Origin of the sequence: Flavivirga rizhaonensis, assembly GCF_004791695.1 — a bacterium.
Taxonomy (GTDB): Bacteria; Bacteroidota; Bacteroidia; order Flavobacteriales; family Flavobacteriaceae; genus Flavivirga; species Flavivirga rizhaonensis.
The window spans coordinates 79960-101394 of the sequence record NZ_SRSO01000015.1; the positions used below are offsets into that span (position 1 = coordinate 79960).

The window sequence follows — 21435 nt, forward strand, 5'->3', positions numbered from 1 at the left end:
TTAATAGTTTTTTATTTTACTAAGTTGATCTCAACTCTTCTGTTATTAGCTCTACCTTTTCTAGTTTTGTTAGAATCGATTGGTTTAGATTCACCATAACCAACAGAAGATAATCTTGAAGTATCAACACCATGAGAAACTAAATAGTCTTTTACTGAATTAGCTCTTGACTCAGATAATTTTTGATTAGTAGATTCTCTACCAACGCTATCTGTGTGACCTTCAACAGTAAATGTTGCAGTTTTATACTCATTTAAGATATTAATAATATCTCCTAATACAGCTTCAGATTGAGATTTAATAGAAGATCTTCCTGTATCAAATAAGATAGTTTTTGCATACTCATTTAAAGTTTTTTGAACTTCTTCAGTTACTTCAGGACAACCATTGTTAGCAACAGTCCCAACAACATCTGGACATTTATCATCTTTGTCTAAAACACCATCACCGTCAGTATCTGGCCAAGGGCATCCGTTATTAGCAGGAGCACCTGGAGTGTTAGGACATTTGTCATCACCATCTCTTACACCGTCACCGTCAGCATCTGGACAACCAGATAAAGCTTTTAAACCGGCAACTGTAGGACAACTATCATCTTTATCAGCAATACCATCACCGTCAGTATCAGGACATCCATTAAGTTCAGCTAAACCAGCTTCGTTAGGACAAGAATCTTTACTGTCTTCAATACCATCACCATCAGTATCAGGACAACCATTGAACTCTTCTAAACCAGGAACATCTGGACAAGCGTCATCTTTGTCGTAAATACCATCACCGTCAGCATCAGCTCCACCAAATTTGATAGAAATACCAACTGTATGTTGGAAATGAGTGTTTAAGTAATCCTCAAATGCATGTTTATATGTTGATTGTAGAGTTAAACCAATGTTTTCACTAAACCAAAGATTGAAACCTAAAGTTCCGTTTAAAGTTCCAGCTCCAACTTCGTCTACCCATGTGTAACCACCACCAACACCTAAATAAGGCTCGAAAGTGTTCCAATCTAATGTTTCACCAATACTATATTTAATAGTACCATCTGCACCGTAGTAAGATAAATCATCTACTTTAAGAGCGTCTCCATTAGCGTCTTCTCCCCAGCTGTCGATTTTATTTAAAGAACCACCGATTCCGAAAGAAAAACCATCACCTATGTATTTTGATACTGTGATAGTTGATAAAGAAGGTAAAATGTTCCAGTTATCTACATCTACATATTTACTAAAGATAGTCTCACTAAAAGGAGCTCCATCACCAGAAGGATAAGCATCAACTGCGTTAGTCCCAATGTTAATTTGCCATGGATTGTTTTTGTCTTGCGCATCAACGTTGCTATAACCAAGTACAAACAACATAGCGAACAATAATCTGCTAAGATTTTTCATATTCAAAAGTTTAATTTTTAAGTGTTAATTGTAAACAAAAGTAAGTTGTTAAATTTTATTAACAAAGACAAATATATAAAAAAATAGGACATTTCGTTTAATCATAGACAGTTCAGAATGGATTTAGATAATAATAGAAGTTTCTGGGCTTTTAGTAAACCTAATGATAGCCTCGCCTAAAATACTCGCTTGTATGATTTGCCAAAAGCTGTCCGTGTATTCTTGCTTTTTTATAGATCGATAAAAAAAGAGGGATTAGAGAGGATAAATATCTTAATTACAAGAACTATAAAGCGTTTTTTCTTACAAAAAATATTATTTTTTGTAGGGTTACAGATACTTTATTTTAACACCCTGATTAATATAGATAAGAATTTTGTTTGTAATGGTTATTTTCATGTCTTCTAAAACATCTTGATAAGATTGTAATTGTTGCCAGTGTTTTTTATCTTCAATTCCCGTTTTATAATCAATAATTACAGCTTCATTTTTTGAATTTAAAACCAATCTATCTGGTCTTAAAATAATCCCTTCCTTAGTAATAATATCTCTTTCGTTATATATAGTATAGTTTGAGCTGTAATAGTTTTCTAATTTTGGATGCTCAATAATTTTAATTATGATTCGTTTTAACTCGATTGTTTGTTCTTTTGTAATTAAAGAGGTATTTATAAAATCATTAATGACAAAATCAATATCATCTTTTGTTTTAATTTGAGACATGATATTGTGAATAAGGTTTCCTTTTTCAATAGCTTCTTGTTGATTGGTGTCCCAAAGAAGTCCCGACTTGGTTATAACCTTTATATTATGAGCTTCTTTTGCGGTTGAAATAAATTCTTGTTGAATATTAGCTTCCTTTATAATGGATGAGCTTTCGGTAGTCTTTTTAGAGTTCCCAAAACTGTATATTGATTGAGAATCGTTCCATAAATCTAAGTGTTGCAAATAATTGATGAATAAACCTGAATACTTTTTGTTATTTGGAACCCCTTTAGAAGATATATCTTTTGTTGAAATGATATATAATTGCTCTACAGGACGCGTTAGGGTTACGTATAATAAATTGATATTATCTAATTCTTGTTCAGATTGATGGTCATTATAAATACGATGCCCCTCGTCTCCGTAATTTTCAAAATCTTTACTATAGTTTAATAAGGTGTGTGTAAAGCCAGCATACTTTTCTTTATCTATCTGAAACCACTCTTTAGGATCTAATTCTTTATAAATATCTAGATCGGCATATGGAAAAATAACTACTGGAAATTCCAAGCCTTTAGATTTGTGAATGGTCATTATTTGGACCGCATTTTGTCCTTTAGGAGACACAATGCTTAAGCTTTCTTTTTTTTTGTCAAAATATTCTAGGAAGCCAGAAATATTTGATCCCTTTTTTTGAGAAAAGTCTAAAACAATATCTAAGTAAAACTGTATGTAGGCGTTGGAAGATTCAACTAAGTTGAAGGCTCTCACTATAGTTTCAGCCAAATCATAAAGTGGAAGCTGTAATAATAAATCACTATTTATAGATATATTGAACGCTTCAAAACTTTCAAATAAATTAGAGATGGATAAATTAACATGTTTAGAAAAGAACTCGTGTTTATCTTCAATATTAAAAACCGTGCTTAAATAATTGAGAATCTCAATTTTTATTTCGTTGTTTTTTGGTTGAATTAAGAGTGCTAAAATGTTATTTATAAAACCAACTTCGGCTGAATTATTAATTAATAAAGTTTCAGAAGAAATAATAGGGATTTGTTGCTGTCCTAAATAATTTGCAATCGCAATCCCCTCTTTTTTCTTACGTACCAGCACACAGATATCTTCAAACCTGAAGCCATTTTTTAAACAGGTATGAATCGTTTTTAAAACATTACTAGAAAATAATTCGTCTCTGTGATCCTCTTTATCAATATCTAAAAAAGATAATTCAACATATCCCTCATCTTCTAAAAACGTGTTTTGGTGTGCGTTTTCGTAAAGGTGTTTATAATCTTTTTTACTAAAAACCTGGCTAGACAGATAATTAAAAAAGCCGTTGTTAAAATTTACAATGTCTTTAAAACTTCTATAATTTGTTGGAAGGCTTTCAACGTATTTTTCAATATGAAAAGGATTATCATCATTAAACAATCCTATAAATTGCTCAGCTTTTCCACCTCGCCAACGATAAATAGCTTGTTTTGCATCACCAACCAACATGGCATTTCCAGTTTTTGTTGACAAAGAATTCCCTAAAAGGGGAATTAAATTTTCCCATTGCATTATTGAAGTATCCTGAAATTCATCAATAAAATAATGATTAAACTTCTCGCCAATGCGTTCGTAAATAAATGGAGTGGGTTGATTTCTTATTTCTTTACTAATTATGGTATTGAATTCTGAAATAAGCATCTTGTTTTGTTCTGCTTTAAGTACTTTTAATTCATTATTAATAACATTTAAAACAGATAATGGTGTTATGTTTTTATAAAAAGCTTTTAAAAATTTAAGGTGAAAAACCATGTGTTTGGTTTCGTAGAAATTAGAAGCTATTTGTGGTTGAATTTCCTCTATTATAGAAGCTATAGTATCTGTGACGCGTTTAGGGTATAGTGTTTTGGTTTCGATGTCTTCTTGCCATTTAGCTCCAAAGTTTAGATCAAACTTTTTATTGGCTAAGTTTTTGAAATGCTTTGGTAAATAACTTCCGGAAAAATCGTTAAACTCTAAACTAGCTTCTTCAATTAGGGCTAATATATTTTGTGCTTTTTTAATGATGTTATTTTCTAAGGACGAAAGGTCCTTTTTTAACTGAGCTTTAAGTGTTTTAAAATCATCAAGGGTTTTATCCTTCAATGTTTCAATAAAAGGTACGTCATTTTCATTAACCAATAGCTTTGCTATTTTATTGAAATCAAAAGAAACATCCCAACTTTTATCATCATCCGCTTTTTCAATAGCAAAATCAATAAGTACTTTGGTAAGCGTATCATTTGTTCCAGCCTTTTCAATTAAACTGTTAACGGCTTCATTTAATAAAGCATCCTGATCTAGCTCTACTTCAAAGTTTAATGGCAATTTTAAATCGTAAGCAAAGGTTCTAATAAGTTTATGAGTAAATCCATCAATAGTAGAAATATCAAATGCTGCATAGTTATGTATAATGGTATTCAATAATTTTCCCGATTTATTGTGAAGTACATTTGGATCCATTTGCAATTCTTCACATATAGCATTAAACATACTATTTGGCTTGTCTAGTATTGTTTTGTTAGAAAATTCCTTGAGTGTTTCTATAATTCGTTCTTTCATTTCGGCAACAGCCTTGTTTGTAAACGTAATAGCCAGAATGCGTTTGAAATGCTCATAATTATTAGATCGAAATAAAATTTTTAAATATTCTTTTACAAGCGTATACGTTTTTCCGCTTCCAGCAGAAGCATTATAAATTGTAAAAGAATGGTTTTGACTCATGAATTATAATTTTGGATACAAGATAAAAACTATCAATGGTTTCATAACAATTAATTATTTTTAATTACCCCGTTTTATATGTAATTTTGAAAGAAATTAAATATTAATATTATAAAACTAAAACTATGGCTTTCGAATTACCGAAATTAGGATACGCGTATGATGCATTAGAACCTCACATTGATGGTCGAACTATGGAGATACACCATTCTAAACATCATCAAGGATATACAAACAATTTAAATAATGCTATTGCCGGAACAGATTTAGAAGGAAAGTCTATTGAAGATATACTTGGAAATTTAGATATGAGTAATGGTGCAGTGAGAAATAATGGTGGTGGTTTTTACAATCATTCATTATTTTGGGACGTAATGAATCCAGAAGATAGAGGTTATTTGTCTGGCGAGTTAAAAGATGCAATTGAAGCTGAATACGGATCTAAAGATGAGTTTATTGCAGTTTTTAGTAAGGCTGCGGCAACTCGTTTTGGTTCTGGTTGGGCTTGGTTGTGTGTACATAAAGGAGGTAAAATAGAAATATGTTCTACACCAAATCAAGACAATCCATTAATGCCAGGTATTGGCTGTGGAGGTACACCAATTTTAGGTCTTGATGTTTGGGAACATGCTTATTATTTAAACTACCAAAATAGACGTCCAGATTATATTAATGCATTTTTTAATGTTATTAATTGGAACGAAGTTGAAAGACGATACGCTGAAGCAAAATAGGATTCTGTCGTAAAAAGGTCTAAAATTAAAACGCGCCTAGTAATGTTTACTAGTCGCGTTTTTTCTGTATTAAATTTTAATTGTATTTATTTAAATTTATTAGCAACTGAGTTTAGTTATATCTTAATTCAGAGGTCTTATTTATTCAATCTTATTTTGCCAATTGTCTAGAAGTTTAGCGCATACTTTAGTGAATCTATGTTTCATTAGCGGGTGTATAAGTATGTTTTGTAGATAATTTTTATATTCAAACTCAAAAATCATTACAATTTCATTTTTATTATCTGAAGATTCATTAACGATCCATATACCTTTTAAAGATTTTAACGGATAAGGGTAATCTGGAGCACTCGTATTTACTGTAAATGAATATTGTTTTTCGTCTTCCCAAAGTGTGCATGTCTCTGTCCAACTATCTTTACCATGAGAACAGGAGCGAACCATCCCTTTTTTTTCTCCAGAAACCACTTTTGAGCTATCAATATTAGGCGCCACTTTGTGGTAATTGGCAACATCAGATATTCCTTGCCATACTCTAGATTTATGGGCTTTTACTTTCCTCTTAAATGACAAAGTTTTGATTCGTGTTCCATTTTTCGAATCTATTTTTGCTAAACCTATAGATTGATAAATAATGAAAAATATAATAGGAATTAAAAATAATCCAATTAGCAAGTAACCCGTGTCTGAAATATTAAAAGGTTGCGTGATTAGTATATAAATACTTGCTAATACAAATAACAAGTCCTGTGTAATAATCCATAAAATGGCTAATGCTCTTTGTTTTTTTATTTCAATAAACATGGTTAACGAAAAAAAGGTAATTACGCCACCTACTACTAAAAATGGCGCATCATTATTTATTTCAAAAATGGACATAAGTTGTTTTTGGAAAACTAAAATACCAATACCGGAAATAAAGGTTGCGATGGCATTTAGTCTTGTTGCTTTTTGCGATGTTTTCATATTTTTTGTTTTATAAAGTTTCTAAAACAAAATTAGATTGAATCAAATTCTTATAATTGATACTTTGCGCCAATTTATTATATCTTTATACTATGAAAATTTTTGCACCATATTTATTTAACTTACTGAATTTTGCAGAATATCAGGGTCTTGATAGCAGTGTCTTAAAAGATTTTTTACCGAATCGGGATATTGACCTTTGTAATCTGGAAGAAATGATTAATGCTAAAGAATATTTAGCTGTTTTTTATAAGGTTATTGAAGCTTCTAAAAATGATTATTGCGGTTTGAATTTTGGGTGTTACCTTAATTTAGGAGCATTAGGTTTAGTTCTGGAAATATCTCTGAATACTTCAAGTATTGAACAAGGGGTTCTTATTCTTCAAAATTTTCTGGATAGTAAGTTTCCTATCGTTTCGGTTACTGCTATTGAAGATTCTCAAAATTATATTTTGCAATTAGATAGCTCTGTAGAAGACATTGAGTTAAAAAGGCATCTTTTAGATATGGTGCTAAGTATTATTTATAGAGAACTAAAATTAATGTTAACAGATATTTTTGTACCTCAGATTAAATTACCCTTTTTTGAAAGCAAATTTTATAATGATTTGCTAAAAACTGAAATAATATATAATAACAAATATCAAATAGTTTTGCCTCTAGAGGTCATTAAAACAGAAATTAATAAAAATAAAGTAAAGCAAGTTGAGCTTTTATTACCAAAATTTATTGCGATGTTAAACGCAAGTAAAGAAGGTGATAAGATTTTTTCGTATCAAATACGGAATATGACTTTAAATATGTGTGCTCCAGAAATTCCCAATTTTGAGCAGGTACAGAAGCAATTTCCTTACAGTAAACGCAATATGCAGCGAAAACTAACAAAAGAAGGTACATCTTTCAGAAGCATAGTCAATACAATAAAGGAAGAGCTTTCAAATTATTTAAAGAATGAAAAACATTTAAAAACAAAAGATGTAGCCTACATTTTGGGCTATTCAGAATCTAGTGCTTATTTGCATGCTGTAAAATCCTGGGCAAGGAAAAGAAATTAAAGTTAATAAGTAAGGGGTGACTATGTTGTAATTATTGAGGCTGAACTTTTGATTAGAAGAATACAGGAATAAAATAAAAATGAAAAAGGTGAACTAGTGTTCACCTTTTTGCCCCAAATCTACCATGAACTTAACCTACTTATGTTATGGTGAGTCAAATATATACTGCTTGTGAAGTTTGATAAAATATTTTAGTTAAACTGCTTATATATTGGCTTAAACGGTTGTTTTTAAGCTGTTTTAATGTAAAAGGGAATGAAAAATAATATTTGGAGATAAATTTTGAAAAGAAACTAGATTGTATAAAAAAAGGCGAACAGTTGTTCACCTTTTTTTGCCCCAAATCTACCATGAACTTAACCTACTTATGTTATGGTGAGACGAAGTTATATGTATTTTAGGTATTCTGATTATTTTTTAGACGAACGGCACGTTTTTTGGATTAAGTGTGTTTTTATGCTGATAAAGTGGAAAAAACCGACAAACCGTAATTAATAAGCACGTTCATTATTACCTTCAAAAAAGTTGATAAACGCTCTGTTTACAACTCTATTTCCTCCTACTGTAGGGTAGTTTCCTGTAAAGTACCAATCTCCTAAATGATCAGGACATGCTTTGTGTAAATTTTCAACAGATTGAAAGATGATTCTTACCTTTGCATTAATGCTTTCATCACTTAGTAGTTCGGAAATTTTATCTGATATTTCTTCATCAGTAAAAGGGTCATAAATCTCTTTTACAAAATTCTGCACGTGTTTATCATCTAGATCAGTTTGACTAATACATTTATTATATACATCTTCTACAATATGATACTTGTTTGCGTCCTTTAATAAACTTAAAGCGGCTCTAAAAGCAACTAAACTTTCTAGATTAGCCATATCAATACCATAACAATCTGGGTATCGAATTTGAGGCGCAGAAGACACCACAATGATTTTTTTAGGATTTAGGCGATCAAGCATTTTCAAAATACTCATTTTTAATGTCGTGCCCCTGACAATACTATCGTCAATAATAACCAAATTGTCCTCTGGTTTTATAACTCCATACGTAACATCATAAACGTGAGCCACTAAATCATCTCGACTGCTATCCTCTGTAATAAACGTTCTAAGTTTCACATCTTTTATAGCAATCTTTTCAATTCGAGCACGCTCAGATAAAATTTCGGTTACTTTCTCGGCAGATAAAGAACGCTGTCCTTTTAAGATCGTATTAGTTTTCTTTTTATTTATATAAGCTTCAGCAGTTTCAATCATTCCAAAGAAAGATGTTTCTGCCGTATTAGGAATATATGAGAAGACAGTGTTTTTAGTGTCGTTATTTATAGCTTCAAGAACTTTTGGCATTAACAGCTTACCAAGTGTTTTACGTTCTTGATAGATTTCAGCATCACTACCTCTGGAAAAATAAATACGTTCAAAAGAACAAGATTTTCTTTCTAAGGGTTCTAGTATTTGTTTAAAGCTTACCTCACCAGATTTTTTAATAATGATGGCTTGTCCAGGATCTAATTCTTTTACGTCTTCAAAGTTTACATTAAATACGGTTTGAATTACAGGACGTTCTGATGCAACAACAACAATTTCATCATCTTTATAATAATATGCTGGGCGAATACCTGCAGGATCTCTTAAAACAAAAGAATCACCATGACCAATAAGACCAGCCATAGCATAACCACCATCCCAGTTTTTTGCTGCACGCCTTAATATTTTAGCAACTTTAAGTCGCTCGGCAATAAGAGGAGAAGCCTCTCTCTTATTATAACCTTCTTTCTTTAAATCTTTATAAATTTTACTTACGGCATCGTCTAAAAAATGACCAATTTTTTCCATAATAGTTATGGTATCGGTGTATTCTTTTGGATGCTGACCTAATTGAATAAGATTAGCAAAAAGCTCTTTAACATTTGTCATATTAAAGTTTCCTGCCATTATTAAATTTCTATGCATCCAATTATTTTGTCTTAAAAATGGATGTACACTTTCTACACTGTTTTTACCAAAAGTTCCATAACGAACATGTCCTAATAATACTTCTCCTATATAAGGGATGTGCTTTTTTTGTAAAGCAACATTATTAGCATATTCAGGATGTGCTGTTAATTCGTTATTTACTCTTTCGTTTATCTTACCAAAAATATCTTGAATAGGTTGTTGTGCTACAGAACGTACTCTACTTATATAACGTTCACCAGGTTTAGTATCTAACTTTATACTTGCAAAGCCAGCACCATCTTGCCCACGATTATGCTGCTTCTCCATCATAAGATACATTTTGTTTACACCATAAAATGCACTTCCGTATTTTTCTTTATAATATTCTAGTGGTTTTAAAAGTCTAATAACTGCTATTCCACATTCATGTTTTAAGGCATCACTCATATGTAAAGTTTTTCGCTTTCGCGGAAATTAAATTATTGATTCCAAAATAATGCTATCTCGGAGTTTTGTTATTAATTAAAAACGCGCTCTATTTCAGAGCGCGTTCATTTTATGTTAATTCTATATATTTTATGCGTACTTAATATGTGTTTCTTAAAAATCATATTTAATCGTCTAATTTTCATTAGGGATTGCTATAAATTATCGTTTAAGACGATTTCAAATTGTGTTAACTGTTTAAATTGTAATAAACGCTTGAGAACTTCTTCACTTGATAAATCTTGCATACGCTCAGTTCCAAATTTCTCCACACAAAACGATGCTAATGTAGAGCCATAAATAACAGCATTTTTCATGTTTTCAAAAGAAGTGTCTCCAGTCTTTGCTAGATAACCTGCAAAGCCCCCAGCAAAAGTATCACCTGCTCCTGTTGGATCAAAAACGGCTTCTAAAGGTAAAGCGGGTGCATAAAACACATTGTCATTATGAAACAATAAAGCGCCATGTTCTCCTTTTTTAATCACCACATATTTTGGTCCCATATCATGAATTTTTCTAGCAGCAACAACTAAAGAATATTCTCCTGTTAGTTGCCTGGCTTCTTCATCATTTATGGTAATGACATCTACATTTTTAATAACGTTATGTAAATCTTCCAAAGCACAATCCATCCAAAAATTCATAGTGTCTAAAACCACTAATTTGGGCTTTGTTGTCATTTGGTTTAAAACACTTTGTTGTACCAAAGGGTGTAAATTTCCTAACATAACAATTTCAGCATCACGATAACTTTCTGGAACTATAGGATTAAAATCGGCAAGCGTATTTAATTCTGTAACCAAAGTGTCTCGAGAATTCATGTCATTATGGTAACGACCGCTCCAAAAAAATGTTTTCCCCTCTTTAACTATTTCAATTCCAGAAATATCTATGTTTTTACTTGATAATAAATCTAAATAATCTTGAGGAAAGTCACCACCAGCTATAGATACTATTGACGAGTCTACATTAAATTGTGAAGCAGATAAACCAATATAAGTTGCGGCACCGCCTAGAATTTTATCGGTTTTACCGAAAGGCGTTTCAATAGCATCAAATGCTACTGTGCCAACTATTACTAATTTACTCATAAAAGAGACCTGATAATTTTCTGCAAAGATAAGTCTTTTAAGTGCTAATTCAAGAATATTTTTTTTGAATATAAATACGTCTAGTTGTAACAAAGTTATGGGAGGAAAAAGACTTATTTTCTTCCAAAATCAGCGGGAATTTCTCCCCATGCTTTAGTTTCCCATTTTACGATAACGGTTTTATAGCTGTTCTTTTTTAACCAATCAATGGCTCTGTCAATTAATTCAAAAAGGGACTTATTTTTATTATTTCGTTCTAATTTAGTATTACAATTTTTCTTTTTTACCCAACTAATAGCTGTTCTGGAATCGGTATATAAAATGCGATCGCTATTATTTTTTTTAAGTAAAGCCAAGCCATGTACAATAGCTAAAAATTCACCTATATTATTTGTTCCTTCTTCAAAAGGGCCTTGAATAAAGAGTTGTTTTTTAGTTTTAGTATCAACACCACGGTATTCCATTTTTCCTGGGTTTCCACTTGAGGCAGCATCAACCGAAATAGAGTTATAATTAGGTTGCCCTATTTTTCTTAATTGTTCTTTAGAGAGTTCACTTTTAAATATAGAAGATTTTCCTATGTAATCCTTATAGTTTCCCTTTAAAGCTTTTTTTGCTGCTTCAAATGTTGAAAACGATTTGTATTGAGCGCCCTGAAAATCTTTTATTTGTGCTTTACAATCATTCCAAGATTCAAAAACACCTGTGTGATGTCCTTTCCAAACAGTGTAATATTTCTTTTTCTTCTTAGACATTTTTGTCATTCCCGCGAAGGAGGGAATCTTATTAATTTAAGTTTTAATTTTATTCAGATAACAATTTTCCGATCACTTTAGGGAAATGTTCCATTTCCAATTCATGAATTTTTTCAGCGACATCTTCCCCCGTATCAGAAGGAGTAACATGACACTTTGCTTGAAAAATAATAGCACCCTCGTCGTAATTTTCGTTCACATAATGTATGGTAATACCAGTTTCAGCTTCATTATTTGCAACAACAGCTTTATGTACATTCATACCATACATACCTTTACCTCCATATTTTGGTAACAAGGCCGGATGAATATTAATTACTTTATTAGGAAACTCTTTTAAAATAAGCTCTGGAAATTTCCATAAAAACCCAGCGAGAACAATTAAGTCTGGTTGAGATGCTTTTAAGATATTTAATACGTCATCTGTTTTTGTAAATGCTATTCTATTAAAAGACAACGCGCTTACTTTTAGGCTTTTAGCACGATCTAAAACTTTGGCATGAGGATTGTTAGTAAGTATCTGAATAACAGACGCATTATCGCTGTTGTGAAAAAACTTAACTAAATTTTCAGCATTAGTACCACTTCCGGACGCAAAAATTACAATACGGTTCATTTTACAGATTATAATGTTAAAATTATTCAACAAAAAAAAGAATAATTATTAACAATTTGAAGGTGAAATATAAATAGTTAAAACTTATTTTAGTAAATTACAAACACATTTTTATATGAAAGATGTGTTTTAAAAATAAAGTTTTTTATTTTTGCCAACTAATTAAAATTTAAAATTAAAATATTATGTCAGACATTGCATCACGAGTAAAAGCGATTATCGTAGACAAATTGGGAGTTGATGAGAACGAAGTTGTAACAGAAGCAAGCTTCACAAACGATTTAGGAGCGGACTCATTGGATACTGTTGAATTAATAATGGAATTCGAAAAAGAATTTGATATTCAAATACCAGATGATCAAGCTGAAAACATTGCTACAGTAGGTCAAGCTATTTCTTATATAGAAGAAGCCAAATAAGCATTACACTTTATGGAGATAAAGAGAGTTGTAGTCACAGGATTAGGGGCTTTAACACCTATAGGTAATACCAAAGAAGAATTTTGGGAAGGACTTATTAGTGGTAAAAGCGGTGCTGCGCCTATAACATATTATGATACCGAAAAGTTTAAAACAAAGTTCGCTTGCGAATTAAAGGGTTTTAATGCAACTGATTTTCTTGATAGAAAAGAGGCTCGTAAGATGGATAAATTTGCGCAGTACGCTATGGTAGCTTCAGACGAAGCTATTGCAGATGCTAAATTAGATCTGGATGAGGTGAATAAGTTGCGGGTAGGTGTTATATGGGGAGCAGGAATTGGAGGTTTAGAAACCTTTCAGCAAGAAGTTTTAAACTTTGCCGATGGTGATGGAACTCCAAGGTTTAATCCATTCTTTATTCCGAAAATGATCGCAGACATTGCGCCAGCCAATATTTCCATAAAACATGGATTTATGGGACCAAATTATACAACGGTTTCTGCATGTGCCTCTTCTGCAAATGCTATGTTTGATGCTTTAAACTCAATCCGTTTAGGGTATTGTGATGTAGTTGTTACAGGAGGAAGTGAAGCAGCAGTTACTATTGCTGGAATGGGTGGTTTTAATGCCATGCATGCATTATCTACTAGAAACGAAAGTCCAGAAACAGCTTCAAGGCCATTTGACGGAACCAGAGACGGTTTTGTTTTAGGAGAAGGAGCTGGTGCTTTAGTTTTAGAAGAGTACGAGCATGCTAAAGCAAGAGGAGCAAAAATATATGCAGAAGTTGCAGGAGGCGGATTATCTTCTGATGCATATCACATGACAGCTCCACATCCAGAAGGTATTGGTGTTATTGAGGTAATGAAAAATTGCTTAGAAAATGCCAACCTTAAGCCAGAAGATGTAGATCACATAAATACACATGGAACTTCAACGCCGTTGGGTGATGTGGCCGAACTTAAAGCTATTTCTAAAGTTTTTGGAAATCATGCCAAGAATATAAATATTAATTCAACTAAATCAATGACAGGGCACTTATTAGGTGCAGCTGGAGCTATTGAAGCTATTTCGGTTATATTGGCAATGGAGAACGGTATTGTTCCTCCTACAATTAACCATACTACAATAGATGAAAGAATTGATCCTGAATTAAATTTAACTTTAAATAAGGCTCAAAAACGTGATGTTAAAGTAGCTATGAGCAATACGTTTGGATTTGGTGGACACAACGCTTGCGTAGTATTCAAAAAAATTGATTGAATTCTGAATGAATGATAGACCATAACGATACATTAAACTTTTCAGTAAAATGAAACATGGTTTATTACATCTGACATAAAAATAACATTATTAATTTTCAGATGAAAAGCATTCGTAACATATTAAATTCCCGTTCTAAACGCAACGGGAATTTTTTTATGCAATTAACTAAAATTCTTGGGTTTAAACCTAAACACATTAAATTCTACAAAACAGCATTCACTCATCGATCCATGAATATAAAGGATAGTAAAGGCAATGCTATTAATTATGAACGGTTAGAGTTTTTAGGAGATGCTACATTAAGTGCCGTCATTGCATCACATTTATATCTAGAAGTACCAAGTGGTGATGAGGGGTATCTAACTAAGATGCGTTCTAAGATTGTAAGTAGAGAGCATTTAAATGAACTAGGAAAAGACTTAAATTTAATAGACTTAGTAGAGAGTAAAATTCCACCTGGACAGTTTGGAGACAATATTTATGGTAATATTTTTGAAGCTTTAATAGGTGCTATTTTTCTTGATAAAGGTTATAAGTTTTGCGAAAAGTTTATATATAAATGTGTTATTATTCCTTATGTAGATATTGAAACTTTAGAGGGTAAAGTTATTAGCTATAAAAGTTTGCTTATTGAATGGTGTCAAAAAGAAAAGAAAACATTTGGCTATAATGTATATGAAGATACTGGTAATGATGAGGTTCGACATTTTTCAGTAAAGCTATCTATAGACGAAAAAATTGTTGCAAAAGCACGTGCAACATCAAAGAAAAAAGCAGAAGAAAAAGCTTCAAAACGTGCTTTTTTCGCATTTCAAAGCAAGATGTCTAAAATGATTTAAGGCTTTTTGGGCAAAAGGACTAAACTATAACGTTTTCGTTTATTTTGTTATTAAGATATCAATCAAACGTATTCCGATTGACTGTTTTTAATATTATATTTACCGCGATTAATATAAGTTATGGCTGTACACAAACTTATTCTTGATGATATTTTTGAAGAAGATTTATATACTTTAATAGCAATTCATTGTACACTTGAAGATTATCGTTTAGCATATCTTTTAAATAAATATTTAGGAATAAGTCTTATAAGAAAACCATTGGATTTAGATTATCAGGATGAAAAATCAACGTACTCAATTTTTGAATGGGAAGATAATAAACAGCAAACAATCTGGAATCTAGTATCTAATGTATGCAAAACAGAAGATTATAGACAAAGGAATGATGAATCATTATTTGATTCTGAAGAAAAAATAACGAGGACAACATATTTAATACCAGAATATAAAACGGTTAATTATTTTTTAAAAATAGATAATGACATCAATTTTAGTAAAGAGAAATACATTCTGAATAATGTATTAGAAGTACCTCAAATAGCTACGGCTTATAGTATTGATAGCAATCAATTGAAATCTAAGGACAATTTAATTTTTAACTAATGTCAAGAACAAAGAAAACGAAGATAGTAGCAACATTAGGACCTGCTACAAGTACAAAAGAAGTTTTAAAGGGAATGCTTGAAGAAGGCGTTAATGTATTTAGAATAAACTTCTCTCATGCCGATTACAGTGATGTTACTCAACGCATTAAAATGATAAGAGAGTTAAATGAAGAGTTCGGTTTTACTGCTGCTATTTTAGCAGATTTACAAGGTCCTAAACTTCGTGTTGGTGTTATGAAAGAAGAAGTAGTTGTGCACCCTGATGATGAAATCGTATTTGCTACTGGCAAACGTTTTGAAGGTACAAAGGAACGTGTTTATATGACATATGAAAGGTTTCCACAAGATGCAAAACCAGGAGAGCGTATCCTTTTAGATGATGGAAAATTAATTTTTGAAGTAGCCTCTACTAACAATAAGGACGAAGTTGTTGCTCGTGTTATTCAGGGAGGTCCACTTAAATCTAAAAAAGGAGTAAACCTTCCTAATACAAATATTTCGCAACCAGCTTTAACCGAAAAAGATATTGAAGATGCTATTTTCGCTATTAGCCAGGAGGTGGATTGGGTTGCTTTGTCGTTTGTGCGTCATGCAGAAGATTTAATGCAACTTCGCGATTTAATAAATAAGCATAGCGAGCATAAAATACCAATTATAGCTAAAATTGAAAAGCCAGAGGCTGTAGAGAACATCGATAAAATTGTAACGCACTGTGACGGTCTTATGGTTGCTCGAGGTGATTTAGGTGTAGAGGTTCCTGCAGAGGAAGTGCCACTTATTCAAAAACAATTGGTGTTACGTGCTAAAAAAACAAGAATTCCAGTAATTATAGCAACCCAAATGATGGAGACTATGATTTCTAGTTTAACGCCAACAAGAGCAGAGGTAAACGATGTTGCGAATTCGGTTATGGATGGTGCAGATGCTGTAATGCTATCTGGAGAGACGTCTGTAGGTAGTTACCCAGTACAGGTCATTAAGAAAATGTCTGATATACTTAAAAGTGTAGAAGATTCAAAATTAATTAAAGTACCTCAATTACCACCTCATATTCGTACAAATCGTTATATAACAAAGTCTATTTGCTATCATGCTGCTAATATGGCAAACGAGATTAGTGCAAAAGCTATTTCAACATTAACAAACAGTGGGTATACAGCATTTCAAATTTCGGCATGGAGACCGTCGTGTCATATTTTAGTTTTTACATCTAATAAGCGTATATTAACACGACTTAGCTTGCTTTGGGGAGTTCGTGCTTTTTACTATGATAAATTTGTAAGTACAGATGAAACGATTGAGGATGTAAATAATATTGCCTGTAAAATGGGTTATTTAGAAGAAGGGGATATGCTTATTAGTTTAGCGGCAATGCCTATTAAAGACAGGGGTATGGTGAATACATTACGAGTTACAGAAATAGATACTTGTAATTTTTAATAAATTCAGTATATAAAATATTTTAAGCGTTATTCTTATAAAGGGTAGCGCTTTTTTATAGTATCTCAAATAAGGAAAATTGATCCAGAGAGAAGTTAAAGGGTTTCAATACATCTGCCCGATCAAAACTTAAACTTCAACTGTACACTCACACTTTTTTGCTCAGGCTTTTTCTTCATTTCGGTATTTAAATTAGACATCGATATTCCCAATAAACGTACCGAATTGCTTAACTTTTCCTGATATAACAAATCCTTGGCGGTTTCTAGAATAATACTCTTATCGTTAATAAAATATTGCAATGTTTTACTCCTAGTTTGTAATGTAAAGTCACTGTATTTTATTTTTAGGGTTACCGTTTTTCCAGCAACATTACTCTTTTTTAAACGTCGTGCAACCTCTTCTGCAACATGTTCAAGTTTTTCAAGCATAAAAATTTCACTGGATAAGTTTTTACTAAAAGTACGTTCGGCAGCTAACGATTTTCTAATTCTGTTAGGTTTTACTTCACTATTGTGAACGCCTCTAACCACATAGTAATAGTAACGTCCCGATTTCCCAAAGTTCTTATTAAGATATTCAAGTGATTTTCCTTTTAAATCCAACCCTGTAAAAATGCCTTTTTGATACATTTTTTCGGCAGTCACTTTACCCACGCCATAAAACTTCCTAATATCTAATTGTTCTAAGAATTCAATGACTTCCTCTGGATTTATTGTCTTTTGTCCATTAGGTTTATTATAATCGCTCGCTACTTTAGCAATAAATTTATTAATAGAAATACCAGCAGAAGCCGTTAAACCAACTTCTTCAAAAATGCGCTCACGAATTTCTTCTGCAATTAGAGAGGCACTGGGGTTCCCCTTTTTGTTTTCGGTAACATCCAAGTAAGCTTCATCTAATGATAGCGGCTCTACTAAATCGGTATAATCATAAAAAATAGCTCTAATTTTTTTAGAAATTTCCGAATAACGCTCAAAATTTGCTCTTACAAAAATGAGTTCAGGGCATAACTTTGCAGCCAAATTACCAGCCATGGCACTTTTAACACCAAATTTTCTAGCTTCATAACTTGCTGCACTAACAACACCTCGTTTACCACCCCCGCCAACAGCAATGGGTTTCCCTTTAAGATCAGGGTTATCCATTTGCTCAACAGATGCGTAAAAGGCATCCATATCCACATGAATAATTTTTCGTATTGGTAAATCCATAGACATACTGTAAATTTATGAATTCCTGCGAAGGCAGGAATCTCAATTTATGAGATTTGAATAAAATTAATAAGATACTCTTCGTGGACGTTATTATGATAGAAATAGAACGTAAATTTTTAGTAACATCAAATGGGTATAAAAATGAAGCATTCAAGAGTACCAGAATTATTCAAGGGTTTCTAAACACTCATAAAGAACGAACGGTTCGTGTTAGGTTGAAAGGAGATATAGGCTATATAACGGTTAAAGGAGAGTCTACGCAAAATGGACTATCACGATTTGAATGGGAAAAAGAAATATCTAAAACCGAAGCAGAATCACTTTTAAATATTTGTGAATCAGGAGTTATTGATAAAATTCGCTATGAAGTAAAGATTAAAAATCATATTTTTGAAATAGATGAATTTTTTGGAGATAATGAGGGTTTAGTCATTGTAGAAGTTGAATTATGCAGTGAGGATGATATCTTTGATAGACCTCATTGGATAGGTGAAGAGGTTACAGGACAGATAAAATATTATAACTCCCAGTTAAGTAAACACCCATATAATACGTGGTAATAATCTAAAAAGACCTAATTATGAAACATTTAATAATACCAGTATTTTTAGCATGTGTTCTTTTTTCGTGTAAAGAAGGTGCAAAAGCCTCTATAGCAGATGTTAAAGAAAATACATCAGAAGTTGTTGAAGAACAAGTTGACTCAATAATAGAGGCTCCACAAGAAACTATTAAGAAAACCGTAAAACAAATTAAAGAGGAACTTACCGCAAAAGGCTTTAAGATTTTTGATTATGTTGATGAAAAAACGCAAGACACTATTTTAATGCAACAATATTTTATGGCGTTTTTAAAAACAGGGCCCATAAGAGGACAAAACGAAGAGGAAACAGCTTTATTACAGAAAGAGCATTTAGCACATTTAACGAAAATGTACGAGTTAGGATATGCAGATATTTCTGGTCCTTTTGGGGACGATGGAGATATTCGTGGAATAACTATTTATAATGTACCCACATTAAAAATGGCAGATAGTTTAGCAAAGTCTGACCCTATGGTAAAGGCAGGACGCTTAGAAGTTGAGATACACCCGTGGTGGGCAGGAAAAGGATTTCCTTTACGATAATGTTAAGACTTTTAAAGCTTCTACTTAGTGTCATTAATATTATAATAATTATAACATTAATGATCATTCATTTTGTTACAAAAGAGAGCAGTTATCAGGCATCTTTATATTTTTACACGTTCCCTCTACCCATAATTATTCTTATAGTTTTAATACTTTCTATTTTTATAAAAAAAAGAAAGTATCATCTAATATTAGTAGGGATTTTATTAATTGTCTGGTTAGGAAGAAGCTTTAGAATTCATATTGCAGAAGATATTAAAGAAACAGACTTAGAGGTTGTTTTTTGGAATGCTTCACATGATAGGGATTTTGAAGAAGCTTTTAATGTCAATGAAGGCATCCCAGATGTACTTGTTTTGGTTGAACATGGTGAATTTATAGTAAAAGAGTTTCAACAAAAATATCCTGATTATAATTTTTATAGATCCATTAGAGGTGTTAGTATTTTTTCAAGAACACCGTTAAAAATTATAAATGAAACAATATCAAAATACAAGTCTAACTTTATAAATTTTGAAACCCAAGGAATTAATTTCTATGTTTTTGATGTGTCGGCAAGTATGGATGTGCCTCGCGAATGGGAATTAGGGTTTGTAAACGCATTAATTCAAGAAACGAATAATACTGTGATCTTAGGAGATTTTAATGTGCCTTATGAATCTAAGTATTTCGATGCTATTAAAACGAATTTTAATCATGCTTTCTCAGAAAAAGGAAATGGCCTTAGAGAAACTTGGTTTTGGAATATTCCTTTACTGTCTTTAGACCATATTTGGGTTTCTAAAGATTTAAAAGTCCTTAAAACAGAAAAGATAGCTACTTTTAAATCAGATCATAGTATGGTGAAAACATATGTTAGAAAGTGATTTTATTAAGAAATTATATCGTCTATTTAATTTATATACAGCCCTTCTGTTTTTATTCTAAGGTGATTATTCATTTCTAAAATCGAGTCTATAAGATACTTGTTGCTATCTATTAATTCTGATGAATGTTTTTTATTAACTTTTAGTAATGCTTTATTTTTATTTAAAATTGAAGTTACATTATTTGCACTGTTTAAAGGTAGGTTTTTGTTTATTATTACCATAACTGCAACTATAATAGAAACAATTCCTATATAAAAAACAGGCTTTATAGTTTGTTTATGGTTAATCAAAATATTAGAATAAATTGAATATCTTTTTTGTTTTGGAAATTTTTGATTAAAAGCTTCTGATAATACTTTGTGTGTGGTATCATTTACATTTAATTTTTTAAAATCGTTTTCAAAAGATTTTTTAGAATTAATTAAAAGTAAGCGAAAGTCATTATATTCAGCCTCAGTTATTAATGATAAAACAAATTCTTTTTCTTGAAAAGATAAATCAGAAAAACGTTTTTTTAGTAATAGGTCTTCAACAGTTAATCTCATAATTTTAGATTTTGATAGAACTGAATTTTTTCAGTTTTACCGACAATTTTTTTGTAGCATAAAATAATCTTGATTTTACTGTTCCTTCAGAACATGCCATAATTTCACTTATTTCTTTAATAGACATATTATCTTGATGCCTTAAGGTAAATGTTACACTATGTTTTTCATTCAGTTTTCCAAGCTCGTTATTTAAACTCTTTTTGAATAATAAAAAATCATCTTCGTTATTAATTATGATAGATGATGTATCATCGTTTTTCAATTCTTCAACATTCAAATTTATTGTTTTATCCTTTCTAGTGGCATTATTTCTATATTCATTTTTACACATGTTGTAAGCAATACAATATATCCATGATGAAAAGCTTTTGTTATAATCAAATAGCTTAGCCTTCTCTATTAATTTTAAAAACAAATCTTGTAAAAAATCTTGAGCCTTATTGTTATCTCGATATAGTTTTTGGTAAAAGAAAAGGAATAGCTTTTTTGAGTATCTTTCGTAAATTTCATTAAAAGCTTTTTCCTTTCCTTTATTTATAAGAACCATCAATTCTTCATCAGACTTGTTTTTATAATTAATTCTAAATTGAAATTCCAATATAGG

General features: G+C 31.4%; 20 protein-coding genes. 10 read left to right on the plus strand and 10 right to left on the minus strand.

Features of this window, described 5'->3' with window-relative positions; translation table 11 throughout:
• Positions 1–11: 11 nt before the first annotated feature.
• Both EM932_RS12010 and EM932_RS12015 read right to left on the minus strand, forming a co-directional pair.
• Positions 12–1388 carry an OmpA family protein gene (locus tag EM932_RS12010; RefSeq protein WP_135877437.1) on the minus strand — a complete coding sequence of 459 codons (1377 nt, stop codon included), beginning with the start codon at positions 1386–1388 and terminating at the stop codon, positions 12–14.
• Between the two features lie 330 nt (positions 1389–1718).
• Positions 1719–4850 (minus strand): UvrD-helicase domain-containing protein, encoded by a 3132-nt coding sequence (locus EM932_RS12015; protein ID WP_135877438.1) that lies wholly within the window; start codon positions 4848–4850, stop codon positions 1719–1721.
• Positions 4851–4975: 125 nt separating this feature from the next.
• On the opposite strand from EM932_RS12015, the gene EM932_RS12020 reads away from it, so the two are divergent.
• Positions 4976–5584, plus strand: a complete 609-nt coding sequence (locus tag EM932_RS12020; RefSeq protein ID WP_135877439.1) for a superoxide dismutase — start codon at positions 4976–4978, stop codon at positions 5582–5584.
• 141 nt (positions 5585–5725) lie between these two features.
• Here EM932_RS12020 and EM932_RS12025 read toward each other — a convergent pair whose 3' ends face one another.
• On the minus strand, positions 5726–6550 hold the full coding sequence (locus tag EM932_RS12025) for a type II toxin-antitoxin system RatA family toxin (protein WP_135877440.1): 825 nt from the start codon (positions 6548–6550) through the stop codon (positions 5726–5728).
• Positions 6551–6642: 92 nt separating this feature from the next.
• On the opposite strand from EM932_RS12025, the gene EM932_RS12030 reads away from it, so the two are divergent.
• A complete protein-coding gene (locus tag EM932_RS12030) occupies positions 6643–7605 on the plus strand; it encodes a helix-turn-helix transcriptional regulator (protein WP_135877441.1) in 963 nt (320 codons plus the stop codon).
• Between the two features lie 491 nt (positions 7606–8096).
• On the opposite strand, the gene EM932_RS12035 is transcribed toward EM932_RS12030, so the two are convergent.
• From EM932_RS12035 to purN, 4 genes are all read right to left on the minus strand, one after another.
• Positions 8097–9995: an amidophosphoribosyltransferase gene (locus EM932_RS12035; protein ID WP_135877442.1), complete on the minus strand. Its 1899-nt coding sequence runs from the start codon at positions 9993–9995 to the stop codon at positions 8097–8099.
• A 194-nt stretch (positions 9996–10189) separates the two neighbouring features.
• Entirely contained in the window at positions 10190–11125 is a 936-nt protein-coding gene (locus tag EM932_RS12040) for a PfkB family carbohydrate kinase (RefSeq protein ID WP_135877443.1), read from the minus strand.
• A 113-nt stretch (positions 11126–11238) separates the two neighbouring features.
• Complete coding sequence (locus EM932_RS12045) at positions 11239–11880, minus strand: ribonuclease H1 domain-containing protein (protein ID WP_135877444.1); 642 nt, start codon at positions 11878–11880, stop codon at positions 11239–11241.
• 49 nt (positions 11881–11929) lie between these two features.
• Positions 11930–12496, minus strand: a complete 567-nt coding sequence (gene purN, locus EM932_RS12050) for a phosphoribosylglycinamide formyltransferase (protein ID WP_135877445.1) — start codon at positions 12494–12496, stop codon at positions 11930–11932.
• Positions 12497–12681: 185 nt separating this feature from the next.
• Here purN and EM932_RS12055 point away from each other — a divergent pair, with 185 nt between their 5' ends.
• The 5 genes from EM932_RS12055 (at position 12682) to pyk (ending at position 17068) form a co-directional block, all read left to right on the plus strand.
• Positions 12682–12915 (plus strand): acyl carrier protein, encoded by a 234-nt coding sequence (locus tag EM932_RS12055; protein ID WP_008269813.1) that lies wholly within the window; start codon positions 12682–12684, stop codon positions 12913–12915.
• A 12-nt stretch (positions 12916–12927) separates the two neighbouring features.
• Positions 12928–14178 (plus strand): beta-ketoacyl-ACP synthase II, encoded by a 1251-nt coding sequence (gene fabF, locus EM932_RS12060; protein WP_135877446.1) that lies wholly within the window; start codon positions 12928–12930, stop codon positions 14176–14178.
• Between the two features lie 101 nt (positions 14179–14279).
• Positions 14280–15020: a ribonuclease III gene (gene rnc / locus EM932_RS12065; RefSeq protein WP_135877447.1), complete on the plus strand. Its 741-nt coding sequence runs from the start codon at positions 14280–14282 to the stop codon at positions 15018–15020.
• A gap of 120 nt (positions 15021–15140) precedes the next feature.
• Complete coding sequence (locus EM932_RS12070) at positions 15141–15626, plus strand: IPExxxVDY family protein (protein WP_135877448.1); 486 nt, start codon at positions 15141–15143, stop codon at positions 15624–15626.
• Positions 15626–17068, plus strand: a complete 1443-nt coding sequence (gene pyk, locus EM932_RS12075; RefSeq protein WP_135877449.1) for a pyruvate kinase — start codon at positions 15626–15628, stop codon at positions 17066–17068. Before EM932_RS12070 ends, pyk begins: the two co-directional genes overlap by 1 nt.
• 122 nt (positions 17069–17190) lie before the next feature.
• On the opposite strand, the gene dinB is transcribed toward pyk, so the two are convergent.
• Positions 17191–18288 (minus strand): DNA polymerase IV, encoded by a 1098-nt coding sequence (dinB, locus tag EM932_RS12080; RefSeq protein ID WP_135877450.1) that lies wholly within the window; start codon positions 18286–18288, stop codon positions 17191–17193.
• A gap of 89 nt (positions 18289–18377) precedes the next feature.
• Here dinB and EM932_RS12085 point away from each other — a divergent pair, with 89 nt between their 5' ends.
• Genes EM932_RS12085 through EM932_RS12095 form a run of 3 tightly spaced genes read left to right on the plus strand, consistent with a single transcriptional unit; the run spans position 18378 to position 20280 of the window.
• Entirely contained in the window at positions 18378–18845 is a 468-nt protein-coding gene (locus tag EM932_RS12085; protein WP_135877465.1) for a CYTH domain-containing protein, read from the plus strand.
• A gap of 20 nt (positions 18846–18865) precedes the next feature.
• Positions 18866–19411, plus strand: a complete 546-nt coding sequence (locus EM932_RS12090) for a YciI family protein (RefSeq protein ID WP_135877451.1) — start codon at positions 18866–18868, stop codon at positions 19409–19411.
• 59 nt (positions 19412–19470) lie between these two features.
• On the plus strand, positions 19471–20280 hold the full coding sequence (locus tag EM932_RS12095) for an endonuclease/exonuclease/phosphatase family protein (RefSeq protein WP_170179786.1): 810 nt from the start codon (positions 19471–19473) through the stop codon (positions 20278–20280).
• Positions 20281–20306: 26 nt separating this feature from the next.
• On the opposite strand, the gene EM932_RS12100 is transcribed toward EM932_RS12095, so the two are convergent.
• On the minus strand, positions 20307–20828 hold the full coding sequence (locus EM932_RS12100; protein ID WP_135877453.1) for a hypothetical protein: 522 nt from the start codon (positions 20826–20828) through the stop codon (positions 20307–20309).
• A 4-nt stretch (positions 20829–20832) separates the two neighbouring features.
• Positions 20833–21429, minus strand: coding sequence for an RNA polymerase sigma factor (locus EM932_RS12105; protein WP_135877454.1), 597 nt, complete (start codon positions 21427–21429; stop codon positions 20833–20835).
• Between the last annotated feature and the right edge of the window lie 6 nt (positions 21430–21435).

Excerpts from the sequence above, each read along its gene's own strand:
- EM932_RS12010 (WP_135877437.1), bottom strand. The coding sequence starts at position 1,388 with ATGAAAAATCTTAGCAGATTATTGTTCGCTATGTTGTTTGTACTTGGT.
- EM932_RS12015 (WP_135877438.1), bottom strand. The coding sequence starts at position 4,850 with ATGAGTCAAAACCATTCTTTTACAATTTATAATGCTTCTGCTGGAAGC.
- EM932_RS12020 (WP_135877439.1), top strand. The coding sequence starts at position 4,976 with ATGGCTTTCGAATTACCGAAATTAGGATACGCGTATGATGCATTAGAA.
- EM932_RS12025 (WP_135877440.1), bottom strand. The coding sequence starts at position 6,550 with ATGAAAACATCGCAAAAAGCAACAAGACTAAATGCCATCGCAACCTTT.
- EM932_RS12030 (WP_135877441.1), top strand. The coding sequence starts at position 6,643 with ATGAAAATTTTTGCACCATATTTATTTAACTTACTGAATTTTGCAGAA.
- EM932_RS12035 (WP_135877442.1), bottom strand. The coding sequence starts at position 9,995 with ATGAGTGATGCCTTAAAACATGAATGTGGAATAGCAGTTATTAGACTT.
- EM932_RS12040 (WP_135877443.1), bottom strand. The coding sequence starts at position 11,125 with ATGAGTAAATTAGTAATAGTTGGCACAGTAGCATTTGATGCTATTGAA.
- EM932_RS12045 (WP_135877444.1), bottom strand. The coding sequence starts at position 11,880 with ATGTCTAAGAAGAAAAAGAAATATTACACTGTTTGGAAAGGACATCAC.
- purN (WP_135877445.1), bottom strand. The coding sequence starts at position 12,496 with ATGAACCGTATTGTAATTTTTGCGTCCGGAAGTGGTACTAATGCTGAA.
- EM932_RS12055 (WP_008269813.1), top strand. The coding sequence starts at position 12,682 with ATGTCAGACATTGCATCACGAGTAAAAGCGATTATCGTAGACAAATTG.
- fabF (WP_135877446.1), top strand. The coding sequence starts at position 12,928 with ATGGAGATAAAGAGAGTTGTAGTCACAGGATTAGGGGCTTTAACACCT.
- rnc (WP_135877447.1), top strand. The coding sequence starts at position 14,280 with ATGAAAAGCATTCGTAACATATTAAATTCCCGTTCTAAACGCAACGGG.
- EM932_RS12070 (WP_135877448.1), top strand. The coding sequence starts at position 15,141 with ATGGCTGTACACAAACTTATTCTTGATGATATTTTTGAAGAAGATTTA.
- pyk (WP_135877449.1), top strand. The coding sequence starts at position 15,626 with ATGTCAAGAACAAAGAAAACGAAGATAGTAGCAACATTAGGACCTGCT.
- dinB (WP_135877450.1), bottom strand. The coding sequence starts at position 18,288 with ATGTCTATGGATTTACCAATACGAAAAATTATTCATGTGGATATGGAT.
- EM932_RS12085 (WP_135877465.1), top strand. The coding sequence starts at position 18,378 with ATGATAGAAATAGAACGTAAATTTTTAGTAACATCAAATGGGTATAAA.
- EM932_RS12090 (WP_135877451.1), top strand. The coding sequence starts at position 18,866 with ATGAAACATTTAATAATACCAGTATTTTTAGCATGTGTTCTTTTTTCG.
- EM932_RS12095 (WP_170179786.1), top strand. The coding sequence starts at position 19,471 with ATGATCATTCATTTTGTTACAAAAGAGAGCAGTTATCAGGCATCTTTA.
- EM932_RS12100 (WP_135877453.1), bottom strand. The coding sequence starts at position 20,828 with ATGAGATTAACTGTTGAAGACCTATTACTAAAAAAACGTTTTTCTGAT.